This is a genomic window from Faecalibacterium intestinale (assembly GCF_040096575.1).
Classification (GTDB): domain Bacteria; phylum Bacillota; class Clostridia; order Oscillospirales; family Ruminococcaceae; genus Faecalibacterium; species Faecalibacterium intestinale.
Genome location: NZ_JBBMEN010000005.1, coordinates 92242 through 117739, shown reverse-complemented (window position 1 = coordinate 117739; position 25498 = coordinate 92242). Strand labels below are relative to the sequence as shown.

Below are 25498 nucleotides of genomic sequence, written 5' to 3'. Positions count from 1 at the left end.
AGGAGAACATTTCAATGAAGATAGATATTATTACATTGCATTATATAAGAAATTATGGATCGGTGTTACAAACCTATGCAACGCAAGCCAAGTTTGAGGCGATGGGTTATGAAGCAGAGATTGTGGACTATGTTCGCCCAAATGCTGAAGATGGTGCTATGATCGAAGAAGGCTTTGAAAAGAAAAATCTTCATGGCATCAAAAAGATGCTCTACATTGGCTTGAAAAAATTTGAATTTTCAAAACGAAATCGAGTGTGTATCGATTTTTTGGACAAGTATTGCAAATTAACAAGAAGATATAAAGATTACAATGATTTGAGAAACGATCCGCCAGCAGCAGATGTGTACTGTACAGGCAGCGATCAAACATGGAACGCTGAGTATAATGGAGGAGTTTTACCAGCATATTTTTTGAATTTTGCTCCAGAAGGAAAAAAGAAAATCGGATATGCTGTGAGCATTGGAAGATCATCGATTTCCAAGGAAGAAGAAAACGAGACCAAACCTTATGTTGAGCGGTATGATGCGATTTCTGTTCGTGAAGATTCAGCTAAACAAATTCTTCAGAATATGGGATGTCAAAATGTTGAACAGATTTTGGATCCCACTTTGGTTTTGAGCGAAAAAGACTGGAAACCATTAGTTGCTCCGAGAATGATAAAAGATAAATATATAATAATTTATCGCCTGAACAACTGCCCAAGATTGGAAGAATTTGCACAGGAACTTTCAAAAAAGACCGGCTGTAAAATTGTCAGAATGAGTTACTATGTTACTCATTTTGCATCAAAAGGGAAAATGGTGTTTATGCCCACCGTAGAACAGTTCCTTTCACTTATCTATTACGCAGATTATGTGATTACAGACTCATTCCATTGCACAGCATTTTCATTAAATTTTAATAAGGAATTCTTCACATTTTATCCTGGAAAATATAGTGCGAGACTTCATAGTATTCTTACATTGACAGGTACGGAAAATCGTGCGGAACCCCAAAATGCGGATGATTTGAAAGAAATTGATTATACATCCGTAAATGAAGTTCTTAGCAAAGAACGCAACAGGGCAACCGCATTTATAAAAAAATATTGTGAAAGAAATTAAGAAAATGAAGGACTTATATATAAATGATAACAAATGCTGTGGATGTGAAGCTTGTTGTAATGTTTGTCCTAAACAGGCAATTACAATGAAAGAGAATAGAAGAGGTTTTGTCTATCCAAGCATTGATGAAGATAAATGTATTAATTGTGGTTTATGTAAATCGGTTTGTATATATCAAAACGAGGTGCCCAAAACATCCCCTCTTGTGGCCTTTGCGGCAGCTACAAAAAGTAAAGACCTAATAAAAAAAACAGCTTCTGGTGGGGTCTTTTCTGTATGTGCAGAAAAAATTTTGAAGCAAGGTGGAGTTGTTTATGGTGCTGCTTTTGCACGAGAATGTCATGTGAAGCACACTCGTGTAGATGCAATTGGGGAACTTTGGAAGATTCAGGGTTCTAAATATGTGCAGAGTGAGATTGGAAATAGCTATAAACTAGCAAAAAGTGATCTGCAGCAAGGAAAGACTGTTCTTTTTTCAGGTACTCCGTGCCAAATTGCAGGGTTAAAAAATTACCTGAAAAAAGAGTATGATAATCTCTATACGATTGATCTGATTTGTCATGGTGTGCCGAGCCAGAAAATGTTTTTGGACTATGTAGCAACATTAAGTTCTGAGAAGATCGAAAATTTTGTGTTTCGTGACAAAACCAGAGGCTGGAAAGATTTTTTCCTAACATGGAAAGAAAAAAACAAGAGAAAGCGGCTTCATAATAAAATGTCATCTTATTATCGGCTTTTCTTGACAGGGGAGATTTACAGGGAAAACTGTTATAGCTGTCAGTTTGCTTGCATGACGCGGGTCAGTGACATTACATTAGGAGATTTTTGGGGATTTGAAAAAGTGCACCCTGAGAAGTTAAATGAAAAAAAATGGAGAGATCAAAATTGGCGCGGTATATCATGTGTGTTGGCAAACACTAATAAAGGTATTCAATTGTTTGATGGAGTTAAACCAGAACTTTACGTGTTTGAATCGTCTCCTGATAAAATTGCAGTATCAAATGGACAGTTGAAAGAACCGAGTAAGCATACAGCTATACGAGAACAAGTTTTTGATAGCTATGAAAAAAACGGTTACAGAGCGGTTGATCAGTTGATGATGAAAAAAATATCCAAAAAGCAATGGATTAAATCAAAAATTCAAACACTGGTACCTTTGGAACTCAGAATAAGAATTAAAAATTCGAAATAGGAGGGATGAAAAAGCGTGCTGATATATTTCATTATCACATTAATGATTGCATTGGTCGGTATAGGGATTCATGCAAATAAAAATATGAAGAGAAGACGAGATTTTCTTATTTTTTCATTTGGATTAATGATTCTCGTGGCAAGCCTTCGCGCACCGAGCGTCGGAATCGACCTGGCCGGTCATTATGCAAAAAGATTTGAGCAAATTGCTTTTTATAACTGGAAGGACATTCCTAAATTTTCAGTCTTTTCAACATATGAAATTGGCTATTGTTATTATTGTAAATTTCTTTCAATGATAAATCCTAATGTGCAGTTTTATATATTTGTGACAAGCCTAATCGTATATGGAACTATGGGATACTTGATTTATAAAAAATCAAGTGATGTCATACTCAGCACAATGCTAGTGATTTTTAGCTGTCAATATTATATGTATATGAATATTATACGGCAAGCACTTGCTGTTTCTATCGTTCTACTCGGTTATATTTTTTTGGATAAGAGCCAGCGTTCGATAATGGACTATGTGAAATTTGCATTTTTTGTGCTGATTGCAAGTACGTTTCATGATTCGGCAATATTGTGCTTGATTATGATTGTTTTCGACAGAATGCAGTTTAAACGCAGGGATATTTTGATTAGTGGAGCTATTACGGCACTATGCTATGTATTATACTCGAAAGTCTTTATTCTTGTTGCAAATTTGATTTCAAACGATAGTGGTAGCTATGCGTCCTATATGGAAAAAGCAGGAGAAAATGTAGGCAATATAAATCGACAATCGATTACATCGCTAATCTTGACAGCCGGAGCCTTTTTTATTGGTGTATATATTTTGGTTTGGAAAAACAGAAGACATATAAAAAATATGGATTCTAAAGAAGTGTATGTACTTACGAGAAATGAGAGCTTTCTGCTATATATGGGCTTGTTGGCAACGATTTGCAGACTTTTGATATTTAAAATGAATATAATCAATCGATTCTCCTATTATTTTGTTCCATTTATAGTCCTTTTGTATCCATATGCAATCAATCAAATCACCTATGTCCCGAATAGGAAAATCATAAGAACGGCAGTTTATCTGGCTTATGGAATCTATTTTATATGGATGACAGTTTCTTTTGCAGAAAAATTCTATGGAGCAGTTCCGTATGTTCCTTTTTGGAAATGAGGGATGTTTGATTATATATGATAAGAAAGGAAGATGATGACGTTGAATAAAAAAATATTGTTTGTAATTGGTAATGTTCGCGTAAGTAATGGCGTGACAAGCGTTATCATGAATCACTACGGTAAACTGTTAAAAGCAGGTTATCAAGTTGATTTCTGTGCATTGTATAATTGGGGTTCTCCATATATAAAAACAATTTTAGAAAATGGAGGAAATTATTATGTTCTCCCACAAGAGAACCGTAAAGATGAAGTTGAAGTATGCGGCATAAGGGTAGAGGAAGAAAGATCAGGAGCGCCAGATAAGAAGAGAGCATATTCCTTTATGGAAAAAGTCATAAAGCAAGGAAATTATGGGATTGTTCATATTCATATCATTGGACGATATGCTTTAATGGCTTCACAAATTGCTAAGAAATATAGCGTTCCAATTAGAATTCTTCATAGTCATAATCCGGTACATATTCATAATCTACACTCGTTGCTTTTTGCGCTTTATTACAACACGCAATGTGTGCATAATTGTAACCGGTATTTAGCGTGTTCGAGTTTGGCCGGAAAATCTATGTTTGGACGCAGAAAATTTAGCATAATAAGAAATACGATTGACACCAATTGTGTTTATTATATCGAAGAAGATAGAACCAAGCTGAGGAAAGAATTTTCGATTTCAAGTGATAGCTTTGTTTATGGGACCGTGTGTCGACAAACGTATCAAAAAAATCCATATTTTACAATTGATGTTTTTGAACAGATTGCTAAAAACAAGGAAAACGCAAAATTTGTATGGGTTGGAACTGGAGAGCTGGAAACAGAAATTAAGCAATATGTAAAAGAAAAAAATTTGGATTCTAAAATTCTCTTCATTGGAAACCGTGAGGATATGGCGGGTATATATTCGATGATGGATGGTTTTATTTTGCCATCACGTTATGAAGGACTTGGAATTGTATTTGTAGAAGCACAGGCTTGTGGAGTTCCTGTTTATGCGTCGGATGTGGTACCCAAAGACATTGAATTGACGCGTCTGGTTCACTACATTTCGTTAAAGAATACAGCGTTAGAATGGGCTAAAACAATTTTGTCGGATCACACAAACTATGGAGACAGAAGTCAATATAAGCAAATGATTATTGATGCAAAATATGACAGAACGAATAACAATGATCTTTTGGAGTATTATGAGAGCATATCATGATATATGACATGCAGAGGATGATTGTTAGAAAGTGGATCGGAAGTAGGTGAAATATAGTGAATATTATTGAAAAATATAAATCAATTAGTGTCCAAGCACGTGCTGCCATTTGGTTTTCTGCTTGTAGCATTTTACAAAAGGGCATTTCTTTTATTGTTGTACCTATCTTTACAAGAATGCTTACAACAGAACAATATGGCACATATAGTTTGTATTTGTCGTGGCTCCAATTGTTAACGATTATTACATCACTGTACTTGTATTTTGGTGTCTTTACAAACGGAATGAATAAGTATGACGAAGACAGGGATCGTTATATATCATCAATGCAAGGACTAACATTAACGATTACGGCAGTTGTGTTCTTTTTGTTTCTTATTGCACGGAATACATGGAGTAGCATTTTAGGACTTGCACCACATTTGATATTTTTGATGTTTATTGAAATGGCTGTAACTCCTGCACTTAGTTTTTGGTCCGGGAGACAGCGATTTGAATATAAATACAGAAAATTGGTTGCAGTGACCCTTTGCAAGTCTGCTGTCAACCCCATACTGGGCTTGATTTTAGTATCTTTAGCTGAAGATAAAGCAACCGCAAGAATCGTGTCTGTGGTCATCGTAGAATTTTGCTTCTGCGGTGTAATTATGGTTTATCAGTTTATAAAAGGAAAATGTTGGATCGATAAGAATTATTGGAAATTTGCTCTTGGTATGGCGATTCCATTGTTGCCGCATTACCTGTCTGGCATGATTTTGAATAAGGGCGACCAGATTATGATCAGCAAGATGGTTGGAACATCTGCGGTAGCGTTTTATAGTGTTGCCTATAATATTGGAATGCTCGTTCAGATATTTACCAACGCAATTTCAAATTCGTTTACTCCATGGATTTATCAAAGAATTAAGGTGGATAAGTACGAAAGAATTCCAGAAACAATTAATATGCTGATGATTCTAGTATCAGGAATTTCGCTTTGCCTTATGTTAATGAGTCCCGAACTTGTGCTGTTGTTCGGCTCAAGTGGATATGCAAGTGCTGCGTATGTGATTCCGCCTGTGGCGGCTAGTGTGTTTTTTATTTTCCTTTACAATATTTTGTCTACACCACAGTTTTATTACGAAAAGACAAGCTTTTTGATGACATCGTCAATTTTAGCAGCAGTTATAAATTTGGGATTAAATTATATATTCATTAAGAAATTTGGCTATGTGGCGGCGGGCTATACAACACTGGTGTGTTATGTGCTTTATAGTATTGGGCATGCGGTAGTAAGCCGTAGAGTCATGAACGAATATATGCCAGGGAGAAAACTATTTGATTATAAATGTGTTATAGGCCTATCCGTTTTTGTGATTGTGGCAGGAATTGGGTGCAACTTCTTATTTGAGTATAGAGTTGCACGATACGGACTCTTGGCTGCTTTTGCAATTTTGGCGTATATTAAACGTGATTTGCTGATTTCAAATATTGTTGGTCTCAAGAAAAAGTAAACGACAACCGGAGAATTTTAATGGATGAATTTATAAAAAATATAAGACACAAGAAATGGGAGCTGAAGACAGACTTACAGAACTGCGTTTACTATTTGGCTAAGCGGAATAAAAAAAATCTTCCAGCTCTTGATATGGAAAATATAAAAGTGTGCTTTATCTTACAGAGAACTGAAATTTTCACCTCGGTTCAGTCAATATTTAATGCGATGTGTCTGGATGGTCGATTCTCAGTATCTGTTTTAGTACTGCCAAGATATGATCACGCGAAAAGAAAAGTAGATATTAATACAATTAAAAGAAATGTCGAATTTTGTGAAAACTTAAATGCGAAAATTACGATTATCAACCCGTATGACGAAAAGAGTGGGAGCTTTGATGATATAAGCAAGTATGATTTTGACTTTGTTTTTTTAGGCCTTCCGTACAGAGCTGAGTATCCTAAGGCGTATAATTTTAAAGATTTTTCTCAACAGAGCCGTTTGTGCTATGTTCCATACGGTTCAAGCTACGCAGATGGAAAGAAAATGCTCCGCGTTAGCCTTACAAATGATCTTTTGACGAATGTCGATTATCTGTTTGCAGACTGCGACAAAGTGTATCAATACTGCAATTCAAAACTTAAATTGTGCAAGAATGCTGATTCTAAGAAAATCGTATATAACATTGGATTTCCAAGATACGATTTGGTAGAACGGGAAAAGAAGTATGATGGAGTTAAAACCTTTCTTTGGCTTCCAAGGTGGACTACCAGTACCGACAACAATGAGAAGAGCACATTCTTTGAAAACAAAGATGTTCTTATTAAATACTTTCAAGATCATCCAGAGTTATCGTTAATAATCCGCCCGCACCCATTGATGTTTGCACATTACATTGACACTGGTGTTATGACTAAAGCAGAAGTAGCTGATTACAAACAATTAATCAATGATGCTCCGAATATTACATTAGACGAATCAGCGTCGTATCTTGATTCCTTTAGAAAGGCAGATTGCCTGATTGCGGACTACTCATCTGTAGTTATAGAGTATTTTATTACAGGTCAGCCAATCATATATCTAAACGGAACGGATACCGTAGAAAAAGAAGTCGCGGAGGCTTTTTACGTTAGTGAATCACCGGACCAGACCATTTCTTATATGAATAAACTGGTTAGTGGTATGGATGAAAAGGCTGATTTACGTAAACGTGCCTTAAGCGGGAACAGTTATCACGGCGGTGTTAATAAGCGTGTAATCAACACATTGCTAAGTAAAGATTAAATGGATTTACTCCGCACAACCTCCTGTAGTTGGAGGCTTGTGTTTGATTTGACGTTCACGAAAATGAGAAAATAAGAAATCATGAAAGAAAGGAAAACGAGAGATATGAACAAACAGGAAAGTGATATCTTAAATGCACTTTTACTAGAACCGTTTATTAATCAACGTATTTTAGCTGAAGTGTCAGGACATTCATTGGGTGTAGTCAATCGTTCACTGAAAGATCTGATAAAAGCAGATTATCTGGATGACTCAATCCGACCAACAGTGAAAGCAATTACTGAGTTCAAAGAGAAAACTCCTCAAAGAGCAATTATTTTGGCTGCTGGATTCGGAATGCGTATGGTTCCGATTAATACGGAAATGCCAAAAGGGCTTCTTGAGGTCAATGGAGAACCTCTCATTGAACGTATTATAAAGCAACTTCATGAAGTGGGAATCAAAGAAATCTATGTAGTAGTAGGTTTCATGAAAGAAAAGTATGAATATTTAATTGATGAATACGGAGTGGAATTAGTCGTAAATTCAGAATACGCTGCTAAAAATAATCTTCATTCTTTGAAACTCGTTAAGGAGCATTTGGAAAATTCGTATATCGTTCCGTGTGATATATGGTGTGACCGAAATCCATTTCATCGGCATGAGCTTTATTCATGGTATATGGTTAGTGACCTCGTAGACAATGAGAGCAATGTTCGTGTTAATCGGAAAATGGAACTTGTCACTGTGCCGGAGTCTTCTGGCGGCAATGCGATGATTGGAATTTGTTATCTGATCAAGGATGACGCAGATATTGTAGAGCGGCGTATTGAAGAATTATGTGGAAATCAAAGATATGATGGTTCTTTTTGGGAAGAGGCATTGTATCACAAAGATCGTATGATTGTTGCTGCACGTGTTGTACATTCGGCAGATGTTGTGGAAATCAATACCTATGAGCAGCTCCGGGAAATTGATAGTGATTCTAATCAGCTAAAAACAGATGCAATTCAAGTGATTGGCAAAGCATTGAATGCAAAATCAGATGAGGTCACAGATATTACTGTCTTGAAAAAAGGTATGACAAATCGCTCTTTTCTCTTTACTTGTAAAGGGAAAAAGTACATCATGCGTATACCAGGCGAAGGGACAGATCAGTTGATTAATCGCAGACAGGAAGCAGAAGTGTATCACACAATAGATGGTAAAAAAATCTGCGATGACATTGCCTATATTAATCCTGAAAACGGATATAAAATTACGGAGTTTCTGGAAGGAGCCAGAGTATGTAATCCGTTAAATTACGAAGATGTTAAAAAGTGCATGAAGCGGCTACGAGCATTCCATGAGCTAAAGCTGAAGGTGAATCACGAGTTTAATATCTTTGACCAGATGGAGTTTTACGAAACCCTATGGGATGGAACGCCCTCTGTCTATAAAGACTATCAAAAGACAAAGGAAAATGTTCTTTCGTTGAAGCCCTATATTGATGCTAATGTATCTGAAAAGGTTTTGACACACATTGATGCAGTGCCGGATAACTTCCTTTTTGTTCAGCAGGACGGCAAGGAAGAAATACGCTTGATCGACTGGGAGTATGCAGGAATGCAAGACCCCCATGTTGATGTGGCGATGTTCTGTATCTATTCGCTTTATAACAAACGGCAGGTAGATCGTTTGATAGCGGCATATTTTACGGAAGGATGTGACGATGCAACCAGAATTAAAATTTATTGTTACATTGCGGCTTGTGGACTGTTGTGGAGCAACTGGTGTGAGTATAAGCGAAACTTGGGTGTGGAATTTGGAGAGTATTCGCTACGCCAGTATCGGTATGCAAAGGAATACTATCGAATCGTTCAAGATGAATTAAAGAAGCAAAAAGAAAGCGAGGATAAATAAATGCACAAAGTGGAAAGAGCAATCATCATGGCGGCAGGGCTTGGTAATCGAATGCACCCGGTTACGTTGACAACGCCCAAACCGCTTGTTCGTGTGAACGGAATTCGCATGATTGACACGGTGATCGATGGTTTGCATAAGAATGGAATCCAGGAGATCTATGTAGTGGTTGGATACTTAAAGAAGCAATTTGAGAAACTGGAACAGGAATATCCGGGAGTTAAACTCATTGAAAATCCATATTATGATACTTGCAACAATATAGCTTCGCTTTATGTCGCACGAAATCATATTGAAAATGCAATTATCTTGGATGGAGATCAGATTATTTATAATCCGAGAATTCTTTCACCAGAATTCGAGCGCTCTGGGTATAACAGCGTTTGGACAGACGATGAAACTGATGAATGGCTTCAGACTGTAAAAGACGGAATTGTGATCTCTTGCAGCCGGACTGGAGGCAGGGGCGGCTGGCAATTGTACAGCATTTCCAGATGGACAGCGGAAGATGGTCGAAAGCTGAAACATTTCTTGGAAGTAGAATTTGAAGAAAAACAAAATCGGCAGATATATTGGGATGATGTAGCAATGTTTTGTCATCCCAATGACTTCAAATTGGGAATTCGTCCAATGAATGCATCGGATATTATAGAAGTGGACAATCTATCAGAACTGATTGCGTTGGATGAAAGCTATAAAAAATATGTGGAGGAAAATTAAAATGAACACGAAAAAAGAGCATGGGAAAATAGACTGGATGATAACGCTAGTGCCGTTAGCAATTGTAATTGCGCTTTGTGTGCTGTTCTTCTTTGTGCCGGAACAGTCAAATGCTGTATTGAGTCAGATTAGATTTTTCTTTGGCGACACTTTCGGAACGTACTATCTGATTATTGGTCTTGGAGTTTTTATTATTTCACTTTACATTGCTGGATCTAAATATGGAAATATTGTTCTCGGTGAGCCGAATGAGAAACCGAAGTACTCCTTTTTTGCATGGGGTTCCATGATGTTCACCTGCGGCCTTGCAGCAGACATTTTGTTTTATTCTTTCTCTGAATGGGTACTGTATGCAACTGATCCGCACATTGCGGAAATGGGGAGCATTCAGGATTGGGCAGGTGTATATCCGCTATTCCATTGGAGCTTTATTCCTTGGGGCTTCTACCTTGTGCTGGCTGTTGCATTTGGCTTTATGCTTCATGTAAGGAAAAGAAATCGTCAGAAGTATTCAGAAGCTTGCCGACCGATTTTGGGAAAGTATACAGATGGATGGGCTGGCCGAATTATTGACCTCTTGGCTGTCTTTGCACTTCTTGCTGGTACTGCGACTACATTCAGCGTTGCCACTCCGTTGATGGCGACAATTATTGGTGAACTGTTCCATGTTGCAATTAGCCGTACTGTGATCAATATTATTATTCTTTTAATCACTTGTGCTGTATATACTTATTCCCTATTGCATGGATTTAAGGGAATTAGTAAGTTGGCAAACATTTGCATTTATTTGTTCTTCGGACTGATTGCCTTTGTTCTTTTGTTCGGAGGAGAAACACGCTATATTGTTGAGACTGGATTTGCATCTTTGGGTAAGATGGTCCAAAACTTCATTGATTTGTCTACTTTTACTGATCCGCTTAGAACCTCGAACTTCCCGCAGAATTGGACAATCTATTACTGGGCATATTGGATGGTATGGTGCGTGGCAGCTCCGTTCTTTATCGGAAATATATCTCGTGGCAGAACAGTGCGTCAGACGATTCTTGGTGGTTATGTATTTGGTGTTGGATCAACTCTGACGAGCTTTATTGTGCTTGGCAACTACTCGATGGGTATGCAGGTTACCGGAAAAGCAGATTTTATTGCACAGTATCTGGCTGATGGTGACCTTTACGGAATGATTGTAAACATTATAAAAACAATGCCGTTCGCGCCGGTCATTATGGTGGTTGTGCTTTTGACAATGATTGCCTTCTATGCAACTTCCTTTGATTCTATCGCTCTGACGGCTTCTTGCTATAGCTATCATAAGCTGGAAGATGGCGAACAGCCGAATAAAGGAATTCAGCTCATGTGGTGTATTCTTCTGATTCTGCTGCCGATTGCATTGCTGTTTGCGGAAAGCTCTATGAATAATCTTCAGTCTGTAAGTATTGTTGCCGCATTCCCCATCGGCGCAGTTATTGTGATGATTACTGCCAGCTTTATGAAAGATGCTAAAAAATACATGGAAAGTTTGGAAGAAAAGAAACAGAAAGAGGTTGACAATGTTACGATCAGAAAATAAACTTGTGAGCAGAGCAGAGCAGAGCAGAGCAGAGCAGAGCAGAGCAGGTTGGATTGAACTGCTAAGAATTCTATCGTGCTTCTGTGTGATATTGCTCCATGTGTCAACAAAAGGGTGGAGTTATGCTAGTGTTGATACGAAATCATGGCCTGTATATGAAATCTTCTGTGCGATTTCTCGGATTGGAGTATGCTGCTTTGTTATGATAAGCGGCTCATTGTTTCTAGGAAACACAAGAGGACAAAGCATTGAAAAAATATACAAAAAGTATATTTTCAGGATCGTGGTTCTCATTGCCTTTTGGTCCTGCACCTATTTCGTGTTTAGAATACTGAACGGAAATTTAAAAATCACAAGTCTAAAAAGCATTTTTGGTGAGCTGCTTTTTGGAAATTATCATCTTTGGTATTTGTGGATGATTGCAGGATTATATGCAGTAACTCCGATTCTGAACAAGATTGTGGAGGATAATAAGCTTTGTAGGTATTTTTTGATTTTATGTGCTGCTGTATGTTGGGTACCGGGAATGTTGGAAGTTGTTCCGGCATTAAATAAGTTGGTACAAGGCGTTTTGCAGGATAAAATGTATTTGTTCTTGCCGGCTGGATATGTTGGATATTACATATTGGGCTATTATCTTTGCAAAAATAGACTTACAGATAAACAGAAAAATACAATTTTAGTTGCCGGAATTTTTGGCGCGGCCTATGCGACAATTGGAGGAATTTTATATAGCCAATATACAGGAGAACCAAGTCAGATAACTTATAATAATTTGACATTAAATATCGCTTGTTATGCTGCAGCAGTATTTATGATTTTCAAAGATAAAGTAAATGCAATTCAGTTTACAGAAAAAGCAAAAAGAAGAATTTTCGCATTGGGTAAAGCAACACTTGGAATCTATTTGATTCATGTTATGTTTGTTCAGGGAATATCTGATCGATTTATGGTTGCAACAAGTTTTAGGTATCCATTTGCGTCCATACCAATTGCTATTCTGATTTTTATTTGTGCTTATTTTGTTGGAATTGTAATCCAAAAGATACCTTTTGTTGGAAAGTGGATTGTTTAATTAAGAAAGAAAAGAGAAAAATTATGAAAACGACATTACTTATCATGGCGGCCGGTATCGGCAGCCGTTTCGGAACAGGAATTAAACAGTTGGAGCCGGTTGATGATGCGAACCATATCATCATGGACTACTCAATTCATGATGCGATTGAGGCTGGATTCAACCATGTAGTATTTATTATTCGGAAGGATATCGAAAAAGAATTCAAAGAGGTCATCGGCGACCGGATTGAAGCTATTTGCTCTTCTCATGACGTAACCGTAGACTATGCTTTCCAGGACATCAACGATATTCCGGGAGAACTTCCGGAAGGTCGTACAAAACCTTGGGGAACTGGTCAGGCCGTGCTTGCGGCAAAGAGTGTAATTAACACTCCGTTCATCGTAATCAACGCAGACGATTATTATGGAAAAGAGGGTTTCAAGGCCGTCCATGAGTATCTGGTGAATGGTGGCAAGTCCTGCATGGCTGGCTTTGTGCTGAAGAACACGCTGTCTGATAACGGCGGTGTGACTCGTGGTATCTGCAAGATGGATGAGAATGGAAACTTGACTGAGGTTGTGGAAACCAAGAACATCGTAAAGACTGCAGATGGAGCAGAGGCAGACGGTGTGGTTGTTGATGTGAATTCTCTGGTTTCCATGAATATGTGGGGACTAACTTCTGATTTTCTGAATGTGTTGGAAGAAGGTTTCAAAGAGTTTTTCGAGAAGGAAGTGCCGGGTAATCCTCTGAAAGCGGAGTATCTGATTCCTATTTTCATCGGTGAGCTGCTGGAGCAGGGCAAGATGTCTGTAAAGGTTCTGGAGACAAATGACACCTGGTACGGCATGACCTACCATGAAGATGTCGCAGCCGTAAAGAACAGCTTCAAGAAAATGTTAGAAAAAGGCGTGTACAAGGCTGATTTATTTGCAGACTTGTGATATACTGAAAGTACTGGGGGCAGACACCAGAAAAAAATATGAGCAGGATGATGCAGCTGTGCAGATAGCTGTGTCTAAAGTTGCTGGGGCACTGGGCGATACCGGTCGTATTCTGGTTTGTGAATCTGGCACTGAGTGGTCGTGCGTGTCATAGTAGAAGTACCTAACCATGATACTTGTCAGAAGTACATTTTCAGGTTGTGGAGAACGCCAAGAGCCAGGGGACGGAGTTTGAGAGAAGAATTGTAATGCCGTCATTCTTGTTCAACTTTTTTGAAACGTTATAGTCCCTGTATTAATTGATTTTGATGCAAGAAAAATTGCCCCTTGTACATGTTTTTATATCACGAGGTGGAATAATATGAGAATTGGAAATAAAATCGTTACTGCATCTGCACTAGGAAAAAGGCGACGGATGTTTAGGATTTTTGGTGATAAAGGAAAGTGTATTGTTGTTCCTTTGGACGACAACTTGATATCAAAGTACAATGAAGGATTAAAAAATTTACACGACAAAATAAAAGATATACAACAAGCAAAGCCTAATGGAGTACTTTGTTATTTAGGGACGGCTTCTATTATAGATAAATACGAAGTTCCAATTATATTGAACTTAACTGCTAGTACAGAATATAAAACACACACAAAAAAGATATTGGTTTCAACTATAGAACAGGCCATTGCAATAGATGCAGCTGCGGTTGCAGTACATATTAATGTTTCTAGCAGCTATGAATCAATAATGCTGGAGAATCTTGGAGCCGTTTCGGAAGTTTGTCAGAAGTATGGTATGCCGTTGTTGGTAATTGTGTATCCAAGAACTGAACATGCGGGGAAAGATTATAATTATGAAGATTTAAAAAAGGAGAATGAAGCAGAGTATACTAAACTTGTTTGCCACTGTGTTAGAATCGCATTTGAGTTAGGTGCAGATATTATAAAGACACAATTTACAGGTTCAGCGGAATCGTTTAGTAAAGTAGTTGAAGCAGCTAATGGGACTCCTGTTTTGATTGCGGGAGGAAAGATGAAAGATGAAAATGAGCTTTACGCAATGGTAAGTGATTCAATTAAGGCGGGCGGTGCAGGTGTTAGTATAGGGAGAAATGTATTTAACAGAGAAGATTCGTTGGAAGTGATTGAAAGGCTACGCAAGATAGTATTTGACTGAGGAGAAAACATGGGAACAAATAATTTTTTGACGATATCATCAAAGTGGGAGTACGTCTTGCCTCCTTCAAGACCTACTGTTTATGAGTTGCAAAGGATAGAAAGTACCGTGTCACTCTTTGACAAGAAAAAACCGGTTGCCGTTCTAGGAAGTACAATTGAGTTTCGTACGCTGCTTAACAGATTAGGATTTCAAGATATTTATATTTTTGAAAAAAACATAGATTTCTATAAGTGGACTTGTGAATGGTGTGCCTATGGAGTGGAAAACGAAAGAGTGATAGAGGGGGATTGGTGCAATACAATCAGCCTTTTTATAGAAAAGTTTCAATTTGTTCTGTCTGATTTGACGATGGGAAATATTGAATACGGTAAACGGAATAAATTCTACAATGATATTTCTAATTCTCTACAATATGGCGGATTGTTTATTGATAAGGTCCTGACAAATGAAAAACGGTTAATATCTCTGCGTGAGATTGGAGGCAAATATCGTAATCTCCCTATTAACCTTGAAACCGTGAATATGTTCAACTGTGAGGCGTTATTTGGAAGTGAACTTCTTGAGGGCGGGATAATTAATACAACGGATTTTTATGAGGTGCTCAGAGAAACATATAAAAATGATAAAGTGTTAACGAAGTTTGTTGAGAAGTGTCATTTGATAACACCGGAGGGATGTGTCTGGTATTATGGAGTAGCGTGGGAAAAACTGAGAAACGACTATTTTGCATACTATAGATCAAGCACAGCAATAGATGATATAGAGGGAAGCCCCTACTATGGTAGAACCAAGCAGTTTGTAAATATTAAATAAAATGGAGGATATTATGATAACTCGTGAATTTGCAACAAAGTGGTGTAATGATTTAAAATTTGCGTGGGAAAAATGTGATTTCCAGAAAATTATGAATATTTTTAGCGATACTTCAGAATATTACGAAGATCCTTTTGCGACCCCCGGAAAATCGGCTGATGATATTTTAGCTTTTTGGGAAGAAATTAAATATCAAAGAATATCAAAATTGGAATTGAAACCGATTGCGATTGACGGTAATCGCTTAATAGTGAGATGGTTTTTGGATTATACAGATGTTAGGGATGACTCGTTAGCGATTATGGATGGAGTATATCAAGTTGATTTTGATGAGTGTAGGAGATGTGTTAGTTTTACGCAGTGGTGGGTTATAAAAGAGTGATTCTTTCTCATTCGAAATGGAGTGCATATGAACGAAAAGAAAGAAAAAATGTTTCGAATAGGAACAATGATTGGTTCGATCCTTTTGTCAGTTATTGTTACCATCGTTTCAGCTTTGAAGTTTAAATCAGATGGTAATATCGGAGAAGGAAACATATCTTTGGATTCGTTACAGATCGGAATATCGTTATTGTTAGGTTGCTGTACCTTTATGATTATCGAATTGATTTCTTTGGTATTTTATTCTATTTCTTATACGATACAAAAGAGACAAGACGATGAATTTATGGAGAATATAACGGAATATTCGAAAATGCTCTACGATATAAATCGAGATTTTTATATTGTGAGTAAAGATAGCCATGGTCCGCATGATTTGTTTGTGACATATGCAAAAAAGGAAATTGAAAAGCTAAATTCAATATTAAGTAAGGCGGCAAATCAAAAGGAATTTAGTATTTCATCTGACTATATTGTTAATGCAAACGGTGTTTTTGATGCCTTCTCGCAAGTAACTGGAAAGAAAGTCCTTAAAATGACTTTCCCTATTTGGAAAGAGGATAACGCGATATTTACAAGTCAGGCAGATATACACTTTTTTGAAGTCCTAAAATTAAAGATGGATAGTAAAGAAGTTGATGGAGTTGAAGTGATTTTAATATATGATGATAAAAAACTCTTGGATAGGAGTGATGTAAAAAAGCTATTGAATTTCTTTTCTGCGGAAGAGGGATACACTTGTAAAGTAGCACTTTTGAATGATTTTAAGGCGGTTTGTGAGTCAAATGGTGTTTCATCACAATTTGTTGATTTCGGAATTTATGGCCCTAAAATGTTGTACATTACTGAACAATATCTCCCAATACATAAAGGAACATATTATAAAGATGAGACAAGAGTTCGGCATTATACGCGGTTGTTTGACGAGGTTTGGAATTCGGATGTGATAACAAAAGCAAATCCAAGTAATAATACAACACATGTGGAACTCGCAGAAATTATAAGATGAGGCATGCGATATGATAAATAGTGCAAAAGGAAGACTTGTAGCCTTTGATAATAAGAAGAATTTGGAATTGATTGGATTGATATTTGAAGCCGATGGAGGTGATAAGGAGAATATTATTATTCATGTGCATGGAAATTATGGGAATTTTTATAACAACAAATTCATTTGGAAAATGTCAGAAAAGTACTTGAGCTGTGGCGTATCATTTTTGACATTTAATTTATCTGCGCATGATGGATTGTGTGAGGGGTATCGAAAAGGAATATTAGACTATGTAGGCGGGGCGGTTTCAGATTATTCGGAGTCAATTCTAGATATAGAAGCGGCTGTTGATTTTGTAAAGATAGCAGGTTATAAAAAGATTACATTACAAGGACATAGTCTCGGATGTGATAAAATTCTTGAATACGTTTTAAATCATAATGATATTGAGAAAGTAATTTTGCTGTCTCCCGTTGATAGTTATGCTGTCCAAGAAAGATGGTTGTACATGCATAAAAATGAAACGGTGGAGGAGCAGCTAGATCGCCTAATAAAATTATGTGACTCAGAAAATGACGTTCTACAGTGGCTAGATTTAAATGAATATGGTGCAGAAGGATTAAATGATGACTGGATTTATAAGATTCCAGTTACGACAAAGGCGCTTCTTTCTATTTTACAGGGCTCAGCATTTAAATTTATTAAGCTAAAAAATGGAGAGGACTTTTTGGTCGATAAAGAAACATATGTTTTCTTAGGGAGAAATGATGGCCTCCGAATGTGCACACTGGATGACATGGTGAATTTTGTAAATAAACATTTTACGCAATGCTATGTTAATGATTGTATGGTATGCGATCATGATATCATAGGTGTAGAAGATATGCTTATTGATGATATAATACTTTGGTATAAAAAATGATGATTTTATCTTGAACTTAATTGAGACTTGTTGGAACCTGATACCATAAAGAGAAAATAAGGTTTCTTAAGAATTTATAAATAAAGTAAGGGGGCAAGATAGCTCCCTGCACTGCTCGTATAAATAATCACACACCTCTCCGTGGTGAGCAGCAGGCAACGATCTAAGAATCAGGGATTCGATGGTCGGCTGAGATGTGAGAAAAGAAAATGCCATAATAAGGAACGCAAAAATGTCAAAACAGGGAGAAGAATACGAATGTTTTGTTCAGGATGTGTATAGAGTATTAAACGCGAATGACGGCTTGAGCGATGTTGTGGTACAGCATAATGTGAAATTGAAAGGAATTAGTCGAGAGCATCAAATTGATGTGTATTGGCAATTTTCATATGGCACAGTAACATATAGAGTAGCTGTGGAGTGCAAGGACTACAAAAATCCTGTGACGGCAGAGAAGATAGAAGCATTCCGTTCCACATTATTAGATATCGGAAATATTCAGGGGATATTTGCATCAAGAAATGGGTTCCAATCCGGCGCACAGCAAGTGGAAAAAGCATACGGAATACAATTAATGCAAATTCGTGAGCCATTGGCTAGTGATTGGAATGGCTATATCAAAGACATATACATTAATTATGTATTTCGGAGTATTTTGAATGTCCATCCAATAATTCTTGTGGATTTGGATTGGGTAGAAAAGAATAAAATTGATAAAGACAAAGTATCAGGATTCTGTAGCGAACCCAAAGAAACTTTTGTTGTTATAAATAAAGGTACGCTGAGTGAATGCAAAACATCTTTTGCTGAACTTATAAATAAACTCCCATGTGATAAAGAAGGGAAAAATAAAATACTTGTCGAAAAATATGACGATGCTTACCTTGAGTATAAAGACATTTCTATGAAGATTAAGGGCATCAAGTTTGAATACGATGTTCAATTCAGCTATGAACAGCAGCATATTGATGCAATGGATATGGCAAAGGCAGTGGTAAACAATGTCATTACAGGGAAATCACTACTAATCAATATTCGCAATATGGTGAGTGATTTTGGAGGCAAAAAAACTGAAATCGAGGTGAGAGAATGAGTAATCTTGGGCTGTATCAATGGTTCACTACTACAGCTAAAAAAGTTGGTGGTCCAGCTAAACTTATAGGGATGTTTATAAGTGGTGGCGCAATCATAGGAGGCGCAGTGGGAAGCGTGATTACCAATAAATATAGAGACATCAAGGATAAAAAAGAACTGAAAACTCTGGGAACATATTCTGTGATAAAAGATGCAGAAATCAAGAAGATAAAACTTGTTTTGAAAACCGGTGATCAGGTTACTGTTCTTGCAGCGGATGATGATTCTATTTTGATTATTAAAAATGGAGATAAGAACAATCCTTATTTCGTGTCTGTCGACTTTTTGATAGAGTGCTCGGATTATAAGATGTGAGCACATTGCCCTCACTCCGACACACTACCACACTTAAACTACTAAAAAAGGAAAGAGGTTATCACCATGCCCAGAACGAAAGGCAGCAAGAACAAACCGAAGGCAATCAATGACTACGCATCCCAGATTACAGAGAAGCAGGAGACTATTGCGTCTCTGACTACCGAGATTGCATCCATCCAGAAAGCGATTGAGGAGCAGAAGAACACATTGAAAGAGAAGAAGATTGCTCTGAAGAAGGCCGAAAAAGAAGTGGCATCCATGGAAGCGAAGAAGGCAAAGGCAGATGCTAAGGCCGCTGAAGAAGCTAAGAAGGTTGAAGCCGAGAGTGTGGTTAAGAAACTGCTGGCAAGCGGCATGAGTGCGGACAAGATTCTGGAAAAGCTGAAATAAAACCATAAAACTATAAAACACACACGACCGTGTGGGAAAGGAAAGAATTAAATGGAAGAAATCGTAAAGTTCTTAAAAGCAGCTGAAACATATTACTTGGCAACGGTCGAAGGAGACCAGCCGAGAGTGCGTCCGTTTGGCACTGCACATATTTTTGAAGGCAAGCTGTACATCCAGACTGGCAAGAAGAAGGATGTTTCCAAACAGCTGCATGCTAATCCGAAAGCAGAGTTGTGCGCATTCAAAGGCGGTGAATGGATTCGCGTTGCTGGCGAACTGGTAGAGGATGATCGTGTGGAAGCGAGAGAATCTATGCTGGATGCCTATCCGAGTTTGAAGAAGATGTATGCAGCAGATGATGGAAACACTGAGGTGTTCTATTTCAAGAATGGTGTGGCTACCATTAGTTCTTTCACCCATGAACCAAAAGTGATCAAGTTTTGATGATATTGCCGTGTGTGAAACACAGGCTCTCCGCGGAGCTGGAGCACACACGGTATATTTTGAGGGGTGCTATATAGTTTGTGGCGGAAATAAAAGAAGAACAAAATTATGAGAAATGGAGTGTGACACATAATGAATTTATCCAAAATACATCATATTGCAATCATCGTATCTGACTACGAAGCTGCAAAGGATTTCTATGTGAACAAGCTGGGTTTTCTCATTATCAGAGAAAACTATCGCCCGGAACGCAAGGATTGGAAGCTGAATCTGCGTGTCAATGAGCACACAGAACTGGAGATATTCGCTGAGGAATATCCGCCGAAGCGTGTGAACCGTCCGGAAGCCTGTGGTCTGCGTCACCTTGCATTCTGTGTAGATAGCGTGGAGCAGACAGTGAGAGAGTTGAGAGAATTAGGTATAGAATGTGAGCCGATCCGGGTTGACGATTACACCGGCAAGAAGATGACTTTCTTCCACGACCCGGACGGATTGCCGCTGGAACTGCATGAATAATCATGGGAGAGAAAAGAGCGTATAAAGCCAGAAAGCCCGGTGGAGGCCGGAAGAAGCTGAAGCCGGAGTATGATGCCGGGAAGAATCTAAAAGAGCAGATGGATGCGGCTGTGGCTCTTTATGATTCTGAGATGTCCTTGCAGGCCATCGCTGATGCTCTGAATCTGAATCCTATCAAAGTGAGAAAGCTGCTTATCACAGCTGGTGTGTATGAATCAGAAGTGGCGGAAAAAGTAAAAAACACTTTTGAAGAATACAGAGAAACACAGGACTATAAAACCTCCATACTCTCAACTGCAAACACCCTGAAACTCTCCAAAGCCTCCGTCACTTCGTACCTGCCTTATAAAAAAGGCGTGTACTTCCCAAGTACAGAGAAAGAAAAGATCAGTGTCGGAGCAGAGCGGCAGAGAAGATACAGAGCAATGAAGCTGTGGAGGGCTCATCCGACAGAAGAAAACCTCTGGGGTGTGGTTCTGGCCTATGCCGGGATAAAATTCAAAACCTACTCCGGGTTGCCATTCTCTTACGAAATAAAAAAAGGTAGGAACGGCGAGTACACGAAAGAGCTGTGGATCGACCGCCGGGAGAAGAGTAAGAGTTTGGCATGGAGTTCTATAGTTTTGGCACTGGGAAATATAAAAGAAGAAGTAGTAGAGAGACCCAAAGCTCTGGGCAATATCCGGGGAGTGACTTACATTTATGGGATGTTCTATCGGTTTGGACTGATTGATGTGCCGGATGAAGTGAAGGAGAAGATGGGACATCCGAAAACCCGCAAAAAATAGGTTGCTATGTACAGAAGTGTGCGGTAATATGTGCCATAACTGAGGATGTGAATCTCAGTTGGGAAGGATGGTAGCATTATAGAAAAATTGAAGGAAATGCTGGAGGAGTATTTGAAGAAAACAGAGCCGGAGTATTACCCGCCGGTGGAGAACCTGCTGGATCTGATCTACGAGCATTACACGGAGAATAATCCAGTAGAGAAAAACACAGTTGCCGGGAAAACTGCAAAGGCCAAGGAAAAGGAGCTGGAAGAGTGGCTGCGTGGGCTAGATGGTATGGATAGGTTGGTAGATGATTATGTAGGAGATAAGATTCCGCTCTGGGAAAAGATCATGGACCGGCAGGGGACGGTGTGCTGCGCATGGGAGAAGACCGCTTTTGAGGAAGGACTGAAAGTCGGGATACGACTTATGATGGAAGTATATAGTTTGTAACGGAAATAAAATGAACTCCTGGAGTTCAAAAAAGCCCTCGCTTGTTACGGCGAGGGCGTGTGTTCTTATTTTTCAGGATTTTCAGCTTTTTTCTTTTTTGGTGCAATTTTGTGGCCTGAGTAGATTGCCATGCCCATGCAGACCAGAGAGCCGCAAGCGAAATACTTATGAGCCTGCATCAGTTTCTTGCAGCCTGTGTAGAAGCACCCTGCCATGCAGGCAAGTGCGCCGAGTGACCAATATTTATGTGCTTTCATTTTGTGTGTCCTCCTTATCTTCTTTCTGTATTTTGAGCAATTCCTCGATTTCCGTTTTACTCGCCGGCCGTACTGCCTTTTTATTATTGTGTGCTACCGCTCCACAGTCAGGACAACGGTCGGGTAGCTTCTCTGCAGAGAAGCAGTAGCGGCAGGCATCGCAAAAGTAGTAATTCAAGTCATATTCACCCCAATCTCTAATATATCTTCAAATGCAATAATGGTCGGCAGCTCTTTGCCGGTATCATTTATAAATCCTGTGTAAATTCGTAGTTCTTTAGTTATCGCATCCACAGCATCCAATACTCCGGCTACATTCTCATAGTAGCCGTCCGTGAAATATTTTATTGTGAGCTCTTGTCCTTTTCGAAGCTGGCTGATCTTTTGGCTCAGAGCTTGCTTGCCTTCTTCAGACAGCTCGATTCTGTTTCCTTTGAGATGATCTCTGCCTTCAGAAGTAATCTCATCCTCATAGCCTCGCAAGGCGGCAAAAGGAGAGAAGATTTTAGCGCGATTTGACATCGGCATCCGGGGATGATTATGTGGCGGCTCCGGGCGGGAAGCATGGAGTATTTTGCCATACTTACTTTGGACGGATCTGCCTTCCGGTGTGTTCTTGTAGTCCATGTTCTCCCTCCTCACTTGGCCTTGTGGCCGCCTATCTGTTGATTTCTTTCTCTCATCGTAGCGCCGTCCAGATAGTTGGTTCCTTTTAGTACAGCGTTCTTGCCGAACTTCTTCTTGAGACCCAGCATCGCATTCTGTAGCTTTTTCTCTTTTTCCAGTTTGGTTGTGTCCGTGAATAGGTCAACTTGGAAGAATCCCTCATCTTTGACCACACGGTTGGCGGCTATTGTGATCCGTCTTACCGTCAGTGTTTTATCCGCTATTCTCTCGAACAGCTCAGTTGTGGCAGAGATCAGGATACTGCCGAGATTGGTCGGGTTATCCAGTTTTGTGCTGCCATGAGCACCTTTCGGAACGGTGCGGCCGTAGTGGTCGATGTGTACTGGACCTCTGTACTTTCCGCAGTCACAGTTTTCCCGGTCATAGCCAACATCCAGTGTCAGACTGTCCGTAACCAGCCCTTTATCCGTTAATTGTAATACTAAGCTGTCAGCCATCTCCATGACAATGATCCTGGCTTTGTCATATGGGTAAGGGCAGGAGAGCACCTGTCCTTCAGAGATACTGTTGGTGCTGGGTTTGTAGGCTTTGATTTTTTTCATGTCGCAGGGTTCCAGACCCCAAGCATGGTCAATCAGCAGTTCGGCATCAACACCGAATTCCTTATATAAGATATCCTGATTGACGGTGCTGAAATAGGCCAGCTCGCCCATTGTATGAATACCGTGTTTTTCTAACCGCTTGACAGTGCCGGGGCCAGTCATCCAGAAGTCTGTGAGTGGCTTGTGATCCCAGAGGAGATAACGGAAACTCTCTTCATCCAGCTCAGCGATACGGACTCCGTCCTTGTCAGGCGCAGCGTGTTTGGCAGTGATGTCCATTGCCAGCTTCGCCAGATACAGATTCGTACCAATCCCGGCGGTGGCAGTGATGCCGGTCGTATAAAGCACTTCCCGGATCATTGTCATGACAAGGTCGTGTGCGGTCATATTATAGTGGGATAGGTACGGGGTGGCATCGATGAACACCTCGTCAATGGAATATACCATGATGTCCTCTGGCGCGATGTATTTCAGATAGATGCCATAAATCTGCCGCGACACCTTTTCATAATATGCCATCCGGGGTGGTGCAACAAGGTAAGAGAGTTCGAGTGACGGGTCGGCGGCAAGCGATAAGGAATCATAGGAAGCAGAGGAGAAGGATGGCTTACCGTCCTTATACACAGCTTTTCTTAATCGTACCGCTTCCCTTAACCGGTTTGCATTGACCTCCTTGACCTTCTGCACGACTTCAAACAGTCTGGCGCGACCTGGAATGCCATAGGCTTTCAGGGAAGGGGATACAGCAAGGCAGATGGTTTTCTCAGTGCGGGAGGAATCCGCCACGACCAGATTTGTGGTAAGCGGATCGAGGTGTCGAGCGGCGCATTCCGCACTCGCGTAATAGCTTTTAAGATCTATCGCAAGATATGTGCGTTGCATCGTACATTATCCTCCTTTCTGACTGCGCGTTATTTTGCTTTTTTCAGTTCATCTATCTCTTTCTGAAGACGTTCAATCTCGCGGCTTTGCTTTTGGAAGATTTCTTCGTTTATCTTGATGTTTTGATCATAGGTTAGTGCGAGAGTCATAAGAGCCAGACGAAGATCTTCATCTGGAATTTCTGAACACGCTTTTGCCATTTCATCCCGATCAACGATACCACCGAGATTGCTGAGTTTTTCTATCAAAGTCATGATGCTCCTCCTATTTATTGCGCCGCTCGTTCCACGAACCACCGGCCTAACCGACCGTTGAAGCGTGGATCAAGGTGCTCAAAGAACAGATGCTTCTCTTGCCCCTGGATGAGCACAGTAAAACAGTCACCAGAGTAACCGTTATCGGCAGTCCCGGCGGGGCGGAAATCACGCACGGTTTCGATTGGGAAGGTACGTCCATCCGACCAGGTGATCGATGTCGGCTGCATATAGCCTGTAGAATCAAAGTCGGAGGATACCTTTACATAGACTCGTTCTTTTGTCATAAGCAGTCACCTCCATGTTTAATCGTAGCTTTTAGAGCAATTCTTCATAGAATCCTTCAGAAAGTTGCTCTTGAGCTCCGGCACAGCAGGAAGCTGGTACCCTTTTGCGGTAAGAATGTTCAGTTTAAAATCAACAAAGTTTTTTTCGATTCCAGCCACCTGTGCGATCTCCTCAAGGGTGGCGAATCCTGTATGCGTGTATTGAAAGTCCTGCAGAAGCTCGTGGTATTTCAAGGCAGGGTATGTGCTGGAGCAGTGGGTTGGCAGAGAAGCCTCCATCTGAAGCCTGTCGGCGTTAAATTCATAGAAGCCGATTGGCTTCAGCACATCATCATCTGACAACAGCAGTTCAGCAGCAAATGTGTTCGCCCTGCGTTCTGCTTTTGCGTTGCTGAGACTATAAAAATATGTATCTTGGAAAGCCTGACCGGATGCCGCATGTTTCCGGTCGAAGATAGCGTGCCCAAGTTCGTGGGCCAGTGCGGATCTGCGTTGTTGCTTTGAGCAGTTTGGATTGATGCCGATGTATTCGCAGTTTAGAAGTACCGTGTAAAACCCAAGGAGCTCTTCACAGAACCGGATGTCTTTGATTTTAATGGCGCGCTGGGCAATGATAGCTTCCGGATCATTGCTCTTGTATCGGCGGCTTACAGCGTCGGCGGCAGTAATAGCAAAGTTGTTCAAC

Annotated in this window: 29 protein-coding genes; 23 read left to right on the top strand and 6 right to left on the bottom strand. The window is 39.6% G+C overall.

Translation table 11 applies throughout. The features are described from left to right. The first annotated feature begins 14 nt into the window (after positions 1 to 14). The 23 genes from WMO20_RS06210 (at position 15) to WMO20_RS06100 (ending at position 21904) form a co-directional block, all read left to right on the top strand. Positions 15 to 1106, top strand: a complete 1092-nt coding sequence (locus tag WMO20_RS06210) for a polysaccharide pyruvyl transferase family protein (RefSeq protein WP_349186150.1) — start codon at positions 15 to 17, stop codon at positions 1104 to 1106. A 4-nt stretch (positions 1107 to 1110) separates the two neighbouring features. Next, a complete protein-coding gene (locus WMO20_RS06205) occupies positions 1111 to 2298 on the top strand; it encodes a Coenzyme F420 hydrogenase/dehydrogenase, beta subunit C-terminal domain (protein ID WP_349186149.1) in 1188 nt (395 codons plus the stop codon). 15 nt (positions 2299 to 2313) lie between these two features. After that, complete coding sequence (locus WMO20_RS06200; RefSeq protein WP_349186148.1) at positions 2314 to 3474, top strand: EpsG family protein; 1161 nt, start codon at positions 2314 to 2316, stop codon at positions 3472 to 3474. A 33-nt stretch (positions 3475 to 3507) separates the two neighbouring features. Next, the gene (locus WMO20_RS06195) at positions 3508 to 4671 is read left to right on the top strand and encodes a glycosyltransferase (RefSeq protein WP_349186147.1); all 1164 of its coding nucleotides are present in this window, start codon (positions 3508 to 3510) and stop codon (positions 4669 to 4671) included. 56 nt (positions 4672 to 4727) lie between these two features. Continuing rightward, positions 4728 to 6164 (top strand): lipopolysaccharide biosynthesis protein, encoded by a 1437-nt coding sequence (locus WMO20_RS06190; RefSeq protein ID WP_349186146.1) that lies wholly within the window; start codon positions 4728 to 4730, stop codon positions 6162 to 6164. 20 nt (positions 6165 to 6184) lie between these two features. Beyond that, positions 6185 to 7429, top strand: coding sequence for a CDP-glycerol glycerophosphotransferase family protein (locus WMO20_RS06185; RefSeq protein ID WP_349186145.1), 1245 nt, complete (start codon positions 6185 to 6187; stop codon positions 7427 to 7429). Positions 7430 to 7534: 105 nt separating this feature from the next. Then, positions 7535 to 9310 carry an NTP transferase domain-containing protein gene (locus WMO20_RS06180; RefSeq protein WP_349186144.1) on the top strand — a complete coding sequence of 592 codons (1776 nt, stop codon included), beginning with the start codon at positions 7535 to 7537 and terminating at the stop codon, positions 9308 to 9310. Continuing rightward, a complete protein-coding gene (locus WMO20_RS06175) occupies positions 9311 to 10030 on the top strand; it encodes an NTP transferase domain-containing protein (RefSeq protein ID WP_349186143.1) in 720 nt (239 codons plus the stop codon). Position 10031: 1 nt separating this feature from the next. Further along, entirely contained in the window at positions 10032 to 11597 is a 1566-nt protein-coding gene (locus WMO20_RS06170; protein ID WP_349186142.1) for a BCCT family transporter, read from the top strand. Continuing rightward, positions 11578 to 12672, top strand: coding sequence for an acyltransferase (locus tag WMO20_RS06165; protein ID WP_349186141.1), 1095 nt, complete (start codon positions 11578 to 11580; stop codon positions 12670 to 12672). Before WMO20_RS06170 ends, WMO20_RS06165 begins: the two co-directional genes overlap by 20 nt. Positions 12673 to 12695: 23 nt before the next feature. Then, positions 12696 to 13598 carry a sugar phosphate nucleotidyltransferase gene (locus WMO20_RS06160; RefSeq protein WP_349186140.1) on the top strand — a complete coding sequence of 301 codons (903 nt, stop codon included), beginning with the start codon at positions 12696 to 12698 and terminating at the stop codon, positions 13596 to 13598. A 361-nt stretch (positions 13599 to 13959) separates the two neighbouring features. Beyond that, the gene (locus tag WMO20_RS06155; protein ID WP_349186139.1) at positions 13960 to 14769 is read left to right on the top strand and encodes a class I fructose-bisphosphate aldolase; all 810 of its coding nucleotides are present in this window, start codon (positions 13960 to 13962) and stop codon (positions 14767 to 14769) included. Between the two features lie 9 nt (positions 14770 to 14778). Next, positions 14779 to 15585, top strand: coding sequence for a hypothetical protein (locus WMO20_RS06150; protein ID WP_349186138.1), 807 nt, complete (start codon positions 14779 to 14781; stop codon positions 15583 to 15585). Between the two features lie 13 nt (positions 15586 to 15598). After that, on the top strand, positions 15599 to 15967 hold the full coding sequence (locus WMO20_RS06145) for a nuclear transport factor 2-like protein (protein WP_349186137.1): 369 nt from the start codon (positions 15599 to 15601) through the stop codon (positions 15965 to 15967). Positions 15968 to 15994: 27 nt separating this feature from the next. Continuing rightward, positions 15995 to 16975 (top strand): hypothetical protein, encoded by a 981-nt coding sequence (locus WMO20_RS06140; protein ID WP_349186136.1) that lies wholly within the window; start codon positions 15995 to 15997, stop codon positions 16973 to 16975. A gap of 10 nt (positions 16976 to 16985) precedes the next feature. Next, positions 16986 to 17879: an alpha/beta hydrolase family protein gene (locus tag WMO20_RS06135; RefSeq protein ID WP_349186135.1), complete on the top strand. Its 894-nt coding sequence runs from the start codon at positions 16986 to 16988 to the stop codon at positions 17877 to 17879. A 232-nt stretch (positions 17880 to 18111) separates the two neighbouring features. Further along, positions 18112 to 18972: a restriction endonuclease gene (locus WMO20_RS06130; RefSeq protein ID WP_349186134.1), complete on the top strand. Its 861-nt coding sequence runs from the start codon at positions 18112 to 18114 to the stop codon at positions 18970 to 18972. Next, positions 18969 to 19328 carry a hypothetical protein gene (locus WMO20_RS06125; protein ID WP_349186133.1) on the top strand — a complete coding sequence of 120 codons (360 nt, stop codon included), beginning with the start codon at positions 18969 to 18971 and terminating at the stop codon, positions 19326 to 19328. The genes WMO20_RS06130 and WMO20_RS06125 overlap by 4 nt, the downstream gene beginning before the upstream one ends. A gap of 66 nt (positions 19329 to 19394) precedes the next feature. Further along, the gene (locus WMO20_RS06120; RefSeq protein ID WP_349186132.1) at positions 19395 to 19721 is read left to right on the top strand and encodes a hypothetical protein; all 327 of its coding nucleotides are present in this window, start codon (positions 19395 to 19397) and stop codon (positions 19719 to 19721) included. 51 nt (positions 19722 to 19772) lie between these two features. After that, entirely contained in the window at positions 19773 to 20165 is a 393-nt protein-coding gene (locus tag WMO20_RS06115) for a pyridoxamine 5'-phosphate oxidase family protein (protein ID WP_349186131.1), read from the top strand. A 132-nt stretch (positions 20166 to 20297) separates the two neighbouring features. Then, a complete protein-coding gene (gene gloA2, locus WMO20_RS06110; protein WP_349186130.1) occupies positions 20298 to 20681 on the top strand; it encodes an SMU1112c/YaeR family gloxylase I-like metalloprotein in 384 nt (127 codons plus the stop codon). A gap of 2 nt (positions 20682 to 20683) precedes the next feature. Then, positions 20684 to 21469 (top strand): hypothetical protein, encoded by a 786-nt coding sequence (locus tag WMO20_RS06105; RefSeq protein WP_349186129.1) that lies wholly within the window; start codon positions 20684 to 20686, stop codon positions 21467 to 21469. Between the two features lie 111 nt (positions 21470 to 21580). After that, positions 21581 to 21904, top strand: a complete 324-nt coding sequence (locus WMO20_RS06100) for a hypothetical protein (protein ID WP_155512383.1) — start codon at positions 21581 to 21583, stop codon at positions 21902 to 21904. Between the two features lie 65 nt (positions 21905 to 21969). Here the strand turns inward: WMO20_RS06100 and WMO20_RS06095 are convergent, their stop codons facing one another. From WMO20_RS06095 to WMO20_RS06070, 6 genes are all read right to left on the bottom strand, one after another. Beyond that, complete coding sequence (locus WMO20_RS06095) at positions 21970 to 22161, bottom strand: DUF6219 family protein (RefSeq protein ID WP_055058490.1); 192 nt, start codon at positions 22159 to 22161, stop codon at positions 21970 to 21972. Between the two features lie 174 nt (positions 22162 to 22335). Continuing rightward, positions 22336 to 22788, bottom strand: coding sequence for a YolD-like family protein (locus WMO20_RS06090; RefSeq protein WP_055058489.1), 453 nt, complete (start codon positions 22786 to 22788; stop codon positions 22336 to 22338). A gap of 11 nt (positions 22789 to 22799) precedes the next feature. After that, positions 22800 to 24272: a Y-family DNA polymerase gene (locus WMO20_RS06085; protein WP_055058488.1), complete on the bottom strand. Its 1473-nt coding sequence runs from the start codon at positions 24270 to 24272 to the stop codon at positions 22800 to 22802. Positions 24273 to 24301: 29 nt separating this feature from the next. Next, positions 24302 to 24526 carry a hypothetical protein gene (locus tag WMO20_RS06080; RefSeq protein WP_173702759.1) on the bottom strand — a complete coding sequence of 75 codons (225 nt, stop codon included), beginning with the start codon at positions 24524 to 24526 and terminating at the stop codon, positions 24302 to 24304. Between the two features lie 14 nt (positions 24527 to 24540). Next, on the bottom strand, positions 24541 to 24813 hold the full coding sequence (locus WMO20_RS06075) for a hypothetical protein (RefSeq protein WP_055058486.1): 273 nt from the start codon (positions 24811 to 24813) through the stop codon (positions 24541 to 24543). Between the two features lie 18 nt (positions 24814 to 24831). Next, complete coding sequence (locus tag WMO20_RS06070; protein ID WP_349186128.1) at positions 24832 to 25497, bottom strand: ImmA/IrrE family metallo-endopeptidase; 666 nt, start codon at positions 25495 to 25497, stop codon at positions 24832 to 24834. Between the last annotated feature and the right edge of the window lies 1 nt (position 25498).

Coding starts and splice junctions, on each gene's coding strand:
- WMO20_RS06170 (WP_349186142.1), top strand. CDS start 10,032: ATGAACACGAAAAAAGAGCATGGGAAAATAGACTGGATGATAACGCTA.
- WMO20_RS06130 (WP_349186134.1), top strand. CDS start 18,112: ATGTCAAAACAGGGAGAAGAATACGAATGTTTTGTTCAGGATGTGTAT.
- WMO20_RS06085 (WP_055058488.1), bottom strand. CDS start 24,272: ATGCAACGCACATATCTTGCGATAGATCTTAAAAGCTATTACGCGAGT.
- WMO20_RS06080 (WP_173702759.1), bottom strand. CDS start 24,526: ATGACTTTGATAGAAAAACTCAGCAATCTCGGTGGTATCGTTGATCGG.
- WMO20_RS06075 (WP_055058486.1), bottom strand. CDS start 24,813: ATGACAAAAGAACGAGTCTATGTAAAGGTATCCTCCGACTTTGATTCT.
- WMO20_RS06135 (WP_349186135.1), top strand. CDS start 16,986: ATGATAAATAGTGCAAAAGGAAGACTTGTAGCCTTTGATAATAAGAAG.
- WMO20_RS06180 (WP_349186144.1), top strand. CDS start 7,535: ATGAACAAACAGGAAAGTGATATCTTAAATGCACTTTTACTAGAACCG.
- WMO20_RS06185 (WP_349186145.1), top strand. CDS start 6,185: ATGGATGAATTTATAAAAAATATAAGACACAAGAAATGGGAGCTGAAG.
- WMO20_RS06145 (WP_349186137.1), top strand. CDS start 15,599: ATGATAACTCGTGAATTTGCAACAAAGTGGTGTAATGATTTAAAATTT.
- WMO20_RS06105 (WP_349186129.1), top strand. CDS start 20,684: ATGGGAGAGAAAAGAGCGTATAAAGCCAGAAAGCCCGGTGGAGGCCGG.
- WMO20_RS06090 (WP_055058489.1), bottom strand. CDS start 22,788: ATGGACTACAAGAACACACCGGAAGGCAGATCCGTCCAAAGTAAGTAT.
- WMO20_RS06160 (WP_349186140.1), top strand. CDS start 12,696: ATGAAAACGACATTACTTATCATGGCGGCCGGTATCGGCAGCCGTTTC.
- WMO20_RS06140 (WP_349186136.1), top strand. CDS start 15,995: ATGAACGAAAAGAAAGAAAAAATGTTTCGAATAGGAACAATGATTGGT.
- WMO20_RS06205 (WP_349186149.1), top strand. CDS start 1,111: ATGAAGGACTTATATATAAATGATAACAAATGCTGTGGATGTGAAGCT.
- WMO20_RS06175 (WP_349186143.1), top strand. CDS start 9,311: ATGCACAAAGTGGAAAGAGCAATCATCATGGCGGCAGGGCTTGGTAAT.
- WMO20_RS06195 (WP_349186147.1), top strand. CDS start 3,508: ATGATGACGTTGAATAAAAAAATATTGTTTGTAATTGGTAATGTTCGC.
- WMO20_RS06210 (WP_349186150.1), top strand. CDS start 15: ATGAAGATAGATATTATTACATTGCATTATATAAGAAATTATGGATCG.
- gloA2 (WP_349186130.1), top strand. CDS start 20,298: ATGAATTTATCCAAAATACATCATATTGCAATCATCGTATCTGACTAC.
- WMO20_RS06120 (WP_349186132.1), top strand. CDS start 19,395: ATGCCCAGAACGAAAGGCAGCAAGAACAAACCGAAGGCAATCAATGAC.
- WMO20_RS06150 (WP_349186138.1), top strand. CDS start 14,779: ATGGGAACAAATAATTTTTTGACGATATCATCAAAGTGGGAGTACGTC.
- WMO20_RS06165 (WP_349186141.1), top strand. CDS start 11,578: ATGTTACGATCAGAAAATAAACTTGTGAGCAGAGCAGAGCAGAGCAGA.
- WMO20_RS06155 (WP_349186139.1), top strand. CDS start 13,960: ATGAGAATTGGAAATAAAATCGTTACTGCATCTGCACTAGGAAAAAGG.
- WMO20_RS06095 (WP_055058490.1), bottom strand. CDS start 22,161: ATGAAAGCACATAAATATTGGTCACTCGGCGCACTTGCCTGCATGGCA.
- WMO20_RS06125 (WP_349186133.1), top strand. CDS start 18,969: ATGAGTAATCTTGGGCTGTATCAATGGTTCACTACTACAGCTAAAAAA.
- WMO20_RS06115 (WP_349186131.1), top strand. CDS start 19,773: ATGGAAGAAATCGTAAAGTTCTTAAAAGCAGCTGAAACATATTACTTG.